Source organism: Emticicia sp., assembly GCF_043780375.1.
In the GTDB taxonomy this organism is placed as follows: domain Bacteria; phylum Bacteroidota; class Bacteroidia; order Cytophagales; family Spirosomataceae; genus Emticicia.
Genome location: NZ_JAYWCU010000204.1, coordinates 1 through 7388 on the forward strand (window position 1 = coordinate 1; position 7388 = coordinate 7388).

General features: G+C 36.1%; 5 protein-coding genes. All 5 read left to right on the forward strand.

The genetic code is table 11. The features are described from left to right. On the forward strand, positions 1–1489 hold a 1489-nt coding region (locus ACH2CJ_RS16035; protein ID WP_394993965.1), incomplete at its 5' end, for an FG-GAP repeat protein. A gap of 58 nt (positions 1490–1547) precedes the next feature. Next, positions 1548–3359, forward strand: coding sequence for a hypothetical protein (locus ACH2CJ_RS16040; RefSeq protein WP_394993966.1), 1812 nt, complete (start codon positions 1548–1550; stop codon positions 3357–3359). A 184-nt stretch (positions 3360–3543) separates the two neighbouring features. Further along, positions 3544–4752, forward strand: coding sequence for a 3-coathanger stack domain-containing protein (locus ACH2CJ_RS16045; RefSeq protein WP_394993967.1), 1209 nt, complete (start codon positions 3544–3546; stop codon positions 4750–4752). 196 nt (positions 4753–4948) lie between these two features. Next, positions 4949–6895 (forward strand): ATP-binding protein, encoded by a 1947-nt coding sequence (locus ACH2CJ_RS16050; protein WP_394993968.1) that lies wholly within the window; start codon positions 4949–4951, stop codon positions 6893–6895. A gap of 10 nt (positions 6896–6905) precedes the next feature. Continuing rightward, on the forward strand, positions 6906–7388 hold a 483-nt coding region (locus ACH2CJ_RS16055), incomplete at its 3' end, for a hypothetical protein (protein ID WP_394993969.1).

The window sequence follows — 7388 nt, forward strand, 5'->3', positions numbered from 1 at the left end:
CCCTACTACATTTAGTAGTACCGCTCAATCTCTCTATTCCATAGTTTTGAACAAAATTTCAAAAGCTATGAAAACTATCTCCTTATATCTTTTTTTCATTATTTTCTGTGAGTCTGCATTCAGTCAAAGCATTACTATTTCACCTGGCACTACAGAGAATCCAGCCATGATTGATATAAAAAGTGATTATCAAAGAGGCGTTAGAATTCCCTCTATGGGAACGGTCGAACGTTTGGGTATTCAAAATCCATCAAACGGATTTACGGTATTTGATAGTGATAAAAAAGGATTATGTAGTTTTTTTGATAAAAACTGGTATTGTTCGATAAAAGATAGTATCGTTGATACGCAGCTCCAACTAAAATTTGCATCAGATAGCACAGCAGATGATAATTTTGGTCATGCTGTTGCTATTTCAGGCACAACCGCCATTGCGGGTGCTCCCAATGCAGAAGTAAACACCAATACCAATCAAGGGGCTGTTTATATTTATTCTTACAGCACTTCTTCTAAAACTTGGACACAAACCCAAAAATTAATTGCTGCTGACGGAGTTACAAATGATAATTTTGGAGCAAGTGTTGCCTTAGTTGGAAACTACATGATAGTAGGTGCTCCTGGAGCCAGTTCAAATACTGGTGCAGCATATATTTACAAAAAAATTAGTAATGTCTGGACACAGGAAGCCAAAATCATCCCTTCTGATGGTCTTACAAGCGATAGATTTGGTGTTTCTGTTAATTTTTTTGTAAATGCTTCAAGTATCCCTTTTGCTTTGATTGCTTCTTCTGGAGACGATAATCCTTCTCCGAGCCTTACAAATTTAGGTTCTGCATATTTATATTCTCCTGTTTCTTCAGTTTGGACTTTTCAGCAAAAATTTGTCGAAACAACAGGATTTAATTCTGATGGCTTCGGAATGGTTGTTAGATTTAAAGATGAAAACACAATTGTTGTAGCTAAACCAAGAGCTGACAATGGTTCAATAAATGATAGTAATACTGGTAAAGTATATACTTACCGTAAACCTGCTTCAACATGGTCATTAGTACAAACATTTGCACTTTCTCAAAATAATGACTTGGGTGAAGATGTAGCAATTAATGGCGATTATATGGTTGTAGGCTATCGGTTTGGAGCAAGAGTCTATAAATACAATACTACTACCAATTTATGGATAAATAGCCCTAAAACCCTAATTTCACCATATAGTGCGGTCTATTTTGGTGCTTCTGTTGCCATTGATGGTGATAGAATTTTAGTAAGAGATACCTATTACAATTATGGTGTTTTTTACAAATTGACCAATAGCAGTACTAATACTTGGACGGCCTATCAGACAGTCAGTTTTTCAGGATTTTGCTACCATATCAATACCGAAGGGCATATTTCGGCCTTGGAAAATGGACTGTTTATTGGCGGAGAAGGTGAAGAAAGTTGTAGTTTCAGACCTGGAAAATTAGTCTTTGGAGAATATAACAATAATTGAGGTGGGAATAAATTAAATTGTCATAAAAGGTTTCTTAAACTTACAAAATAGTAAAGCCATGAAAAAAACATTCTTCTTAATAATGATTGGAGCTATCGTTTTTGCTTCAAAAACTTATTGCCAAAGTATTACACTGACTCCAAATACTCAAAGTATTATTGATGCCAATAGCACAACTCAAGGAGTGCTTTTTCCGAGGATGAATTCCTCTCAACGAACAGCTATTGGTAGCCCAGCCAATGGATTATTAGTTTATGATACCGATACCAATGGCTTTTGGTACAGCCAAAATGGCGTATGGACTGAACTTCCCAAAAGTAGTTTATGGAGTATGAATGGTTTAGCAGGAAACGAAATAAGAAATACTAATTCGGGTGGTTTTTGGTCGAATAATACCAGTATAGTTCCCTATGGAGCAACAAATATAACAAATCCGCCTACTGTACCAATTGCCGGTGCAGGCACTCGCATGATGTGGATTCCATCTCGAAGTGCTTTTCGTTGTGGCACAATCAATGGCGATGCTTGGGATGCAGCAAACGTAGGTTTACATTCTTTTTCTTCTGGCTATAACTCAAGAGACACTGGCATTGGAAATGTAGCTTTTGGCACAAACGCTATTTCAGACGGCACATCAAATACTATTGCTTTTGGAGAAAATACACAAGCAACGGGCAATAATGGGCTGGCAATGGGCTATGGTGCAAGAGCAAACGCTTTGTATGGCGTAGCCATTGGTAATAACTCAATTGCCGACGGAACTTCCAACACGATTGCTATTGGCGAACTTAACAACGCTTCTGGAACAAACTGCGTTGCCATCGGCACTGGTATTAATGCCAATTCATATTATTCGGTAGCTATGGGTTATTATAATCTTTTCCCCGTGACCAATGCTACTTCTTGGGTAGCTACCGACCCACTTTTTACTATAGGAAATGGACAAAACAGTGCAGCAAGAAGCAATGCCATGATGATTCTGAAAAATGGAAATGTTGGACTCGGTGTATCACCAGTTGCTTTATTTCACAACCATCAAGTCAATAATAGTTCAAAAAGTATCATGAAACTGAGTAATTCATTGTCAGGCATTACTGCCACTGATGGATTGGATATTGGTTTTGAGCCTAATGTCGCAAACGCAAGGCTTTGGAATTATGAAAATGGAAGTTTTTCAATCGGTACAAATAATGCGGAGCGAGTCAATATTTCGAGTGCAGGAAATGTAGGAATCGGAGTAAATAATACGATTGGTTATAAATTATATGTAAGCGGCCCTACTGCAATTACAGGAAATTTACTACTCAGTAATCTTTCGGGTACTGGCGACCGACCTGTTTATGTAGATGCCAGTGGCTTTTTGATTGAAGGCACGGCCCCATCAACCACTAATACCACTACAAAATACCATAATGTGTCGGCTGCAAGTGCCAGAAATATAGGTGCAACATCCTCAACAAATTTTACCTACATGGCTACTGCTTGCTTAGCTTATTTTTCGAGTGCCGTAAAAAAAGGCGATGGGCAAATCGTAATGCCCGTAGAGTTTCCTGATGATGCAAATTTATCTGAAATTGTTTTGCATGCCGTTGATAATGTAATCGGTGATTTTTTAGAAGCCAGCCTAATAAGGGTTCCAAGAACAGGCACAGCTACTATTCAAACACCCATTGCTACCGTAAACACCGCTACATTGACATCAAGTATAAGTGTTCAAGGGGCAACATTGGCCATTTCTCCAGCAATTACGGTTGATAATTCATCTTTTTACTATTATATTTTGGTTGATATTAGTTCAGGCGGAGCAAATTGGGGTAATAATGCCTTAGCCCTTCGAGGTGTAAGATTCAAATATACTATCACTTACTAATTTTTGTATCAATTTGAGTAGTATTATTTCATTTATTCAAGTAAATTAACTATTCGTTAGTCATAAAATCTAATGAATTTCTACTTTTGAGCAAAGCAACTATATTATGAAAACAAGAGTAAATACTGTTAAAGCTCTATTTTTGTTTTTTTATTGTTGTCAATCATCAGTTGCCTTCTCAAAAATGGACTCTACTGTTTTTTGGGAAGACAGCGTTCGTTATTATTTAGACAATGGGATTATTCAAGTTGGATTTGATAAGCGAATGGGCGGTGCTTTAAGTTATTTTGAAAGAAAATCGAATGGAATAAACATCATCAATAACCATGATGCAGGCAGACAAGCGGGTTTTGAAACACGTATTTATCCCGACAATCCTTCTACTTGGAAACCCCATCCTACTGCAAAATATTTGTCCGATGTTTATCCCGATTCGGGCGGGGCTTCACGAGAATGGAACGGGCTTCCACAAGGAAACTTTTACAACCAATATTTTAATAATGCAGAAAATTTGGGAGGCATACCCGAAAAAATAGTGTTTGATAAGCCAAAAGGCATTTTATATATCAAATCGAAGCTATGGGAATGGGGTTTCGTGAATAATGAAAATGGTGTTTATAAAAAAATTGATGCGGGTGCATACAACGAATACTGGGTTAGTTTGACTGGAATTTCGGCGAATTTCACTGTAAAACAAGTGCGAAATATTCCGTATTTTGTGAGTAATACCAATGTTGGGGTTTCACTCCATTTGTTTATCAATCTCAACTATCCATTTGCCAGTAAATGGCAAACTTACAACGAAACTAATCCTTATACCAGCCAAACGACTCAGACAAGAACAAGCTTTTCACCTAATCAGAATAATTTTTGGACAATCCCCACCGAAAAATGGGTAGCCATGACCAATCAAGCAGATATTGGCATGGGAATTTATACAAAAGATGCTCGTTTTAGCTTTTTATATGCTGAAAAACAATACAAAAATGAGTGTCCTTCGCCGTTACTTACTTGTACCGACGAACAAAAATATTCTTTTGGTACTTTTTCATTTAGCACTTATGGCTTTCCTTGCGGTGAACCTTGTACAACACCTAATAACTCTACGACGCTAAATTTTAGTTTTTTAGCAGGAAGCATAGCCGAAATTCGTCAGTTTTCTTATCAAAAGCAAATAAATCCTTGCGATAATATTGTTGCATTGAGTAGCAAAAATGATGATTTAACGGGCAATTCTACCATAAAATCAAGGCTATTGATTGATGCCAACAACAAAATTTCTAATACATCCACGATTTATCAAACAGGGCAATCAATTCTACTAAAACCTGGGTTTAATGTAGTGAGTGGTGCAGTTTTCAAGACTTCAATTAGTGCAAATCCTTGCGATTAGAGCAAATTTGATGATTGACTTTTCAAATTCTATTTACCACAGAACGATTATCTCTTCTAAAGTTTTTTTCTCTTCTTTCTTGGTCAAAATTCTTACTCCTTCCCGCTTAATAAAGTTAAAGGTTTGTAATTGCACAAACAAAATAAAATTTTCTATCTTTATTTCTATTTACTAACCAAAATGTAATCACTTCTGCATGAAAACACTAAGCCTTACCCTCTTTTTGGTACTTATTTGTAGTTTTGGATTTACTCAAACTGCCCAAAGCAGAAAAATACTTGATAGCTTAAAGCATCAATTATCTGTTGCCAAACGTGATACCAATCGAGTTTTAATAATGGTTTCACTGGCTGAGCGGTTTCGAGAACCAAAACCAGATTCCAGTGTGGTGTTTGGATATCAAGCAATTAAATTGGCTCGCCAAATCCATTTCCCCAAAGGAGAAATACGTGCCTTGGCTTTCGTTGGTCGTACATTAATAGATTTAGGTAATTTACCAAAATCGTTACAAATGCAATTCGAGGCTTTACAAATTGCGGAGAATAATCATTTACCAATAGAAGCAGCACTTCCATTAAGTCATATTGGCAGTGTTTATGCTACCTTGGGCAATCACCCGAAAGCACTGAACTATTACCAACAATCGAAGGCAATCAATGAACGAAATCATCAAAAAGCCACAGGTGTGAAAATGAATATTGGAAATATTCTCGAGAAAATGAATCAATTAGATTCGGCTTTGTATTACACAACTGAGGTTTATCAAGAACTTCTTCAATCAAAGGACAACATCAATCCCATAATTTTTAGAAATTTTGGTAACATTCATGCTAAATTAGGTAATAATCGCCTTGCCATGAATTATTACAAAAAAAGCCTTCAATTCTACCAAGATGGCAGTAGAGGGAGAACGAAAGCTATTGTGCTTAATCAGATTGCTAAATTATTCCAAAAAGAAAAGCAACTTGACTCAAGTATTCATTATGCTCAGAAAGCACTTACAGAATCGAATCTGACTTCTTATAAGCAAGGTGCTTTAGAAGCTGCATCTTTATTGTCGGAATTATACGAGACAATAGACCCTAAAAAATCATTTCAATATTTCAAAATAGCTGCTGCTGCCAAAGATAGTTTATTTGGAGCAAGTCAAACACAAGCATTGCAAACTATCGTAGTTGATGAACAAGTACGTCAACGAGAAATAGAAAGTCAAAGATTGGCTTATCAAAATCGTTTAAAGCAATATTTATTACTGGCTGGTTTAAGTGTTTTTTTTATTATTGCTTTTATTCTATATAGAAATAATCAGAAAGAGAAAAAAGCCAAAAACTTACTTCAAGAACAAAAAGATAAAGTTGAAAGCACTCTTTCTCAACTCAAATCCACCCAAGCCCAACTTATCCAATCCGAAAAATTAGCTTCTCTCGGCGAACTCACCGCAGGCATCGCCCATGAAATTCAAAACCCTTTGAATTTTGTCAATAATTTCTCTGAATTGAGTGTGGATTTAATAAAAGAGATTCAAGACGAGAGAAAAAAGACAATAGAAAAACGTGATGAATTATTGGTAAATGAGCTACTTGATGACCTTGCTCAAAACCAAGAAAAAATCAACCATCACGGCAAACGAGCAAGTAGCATTGTAAAAGGAATGCTCGAACATTCAAGAGCAAGCACAGGTGTAAAAGAATTGACTGATATTAATGCTTTGGCTGATGAATATTTAAGACTTGCTTATCATGGTTTACGTGCAAAAGATAGTTCATTTAATAGCGATTTCAAGACAGATTTTGATGAAAACTTACCCAAAATCGAAGTCATTCCGCAGGATATTGGGCGGGTTTTATTGAATTTGATTAATAATGCTTTTTATGCTGTTCGAGAAGTAGAAAAGCCTTTGGTGGTGATAAAAACGGAGCAGACAAATAACCAAGTCATCATCAAAGTTACCGACAACGGCACAGGCATGACCGACGAAGTCAAAGCCAAAATCTTCCAACCTTTCTTCACTACAAAACCTACTGGGCAAGGCACGGGTTTGGGGCTTTCACTCACTTATGATATTGTGACGAAAGGGCATGGCGGCACATTGGAAGTCGAATCTACTGAGGGGGTAGGAACAACATTTATAATAACATTTTAAAGTCATCACAATGAAACGGATTAAAAGTTATTTATTCATCATATTTATCATATTTAATTATCCACTTGCGTCATTCGGAAAAAATGATACAATTCGTTTGAATAATTTTTGTCAGTTGGCATTAAAATATTCAGAAGTTAACAGAGATAGTGCTATTTATTATGCTGATGTTGCTTTTTCAATTGCAGAAAAATTAAATCAAAAATTTTACCAGGCAAGTATCCTGAGCGACCTCGGCTATACATTGTTGAGTAGCGGAGACTATGGAAATGCCCTTACTAAATTACTTTTAGCCCATAAATTAATTGAAGATAAAAATATTGCAAAAGATGTTATTATCACGCCATTTTTTAAGCAATATTTTACCAGCAATGACCCTAAAATAAATAGAATAATATTATTAGGGTATATTAAAAATAGCCTGGCTATGTTGTATGGCCGCACGGAAAATTTTGATAAACAACTATCAGAATTAAAAGAAGCAAAAAACATA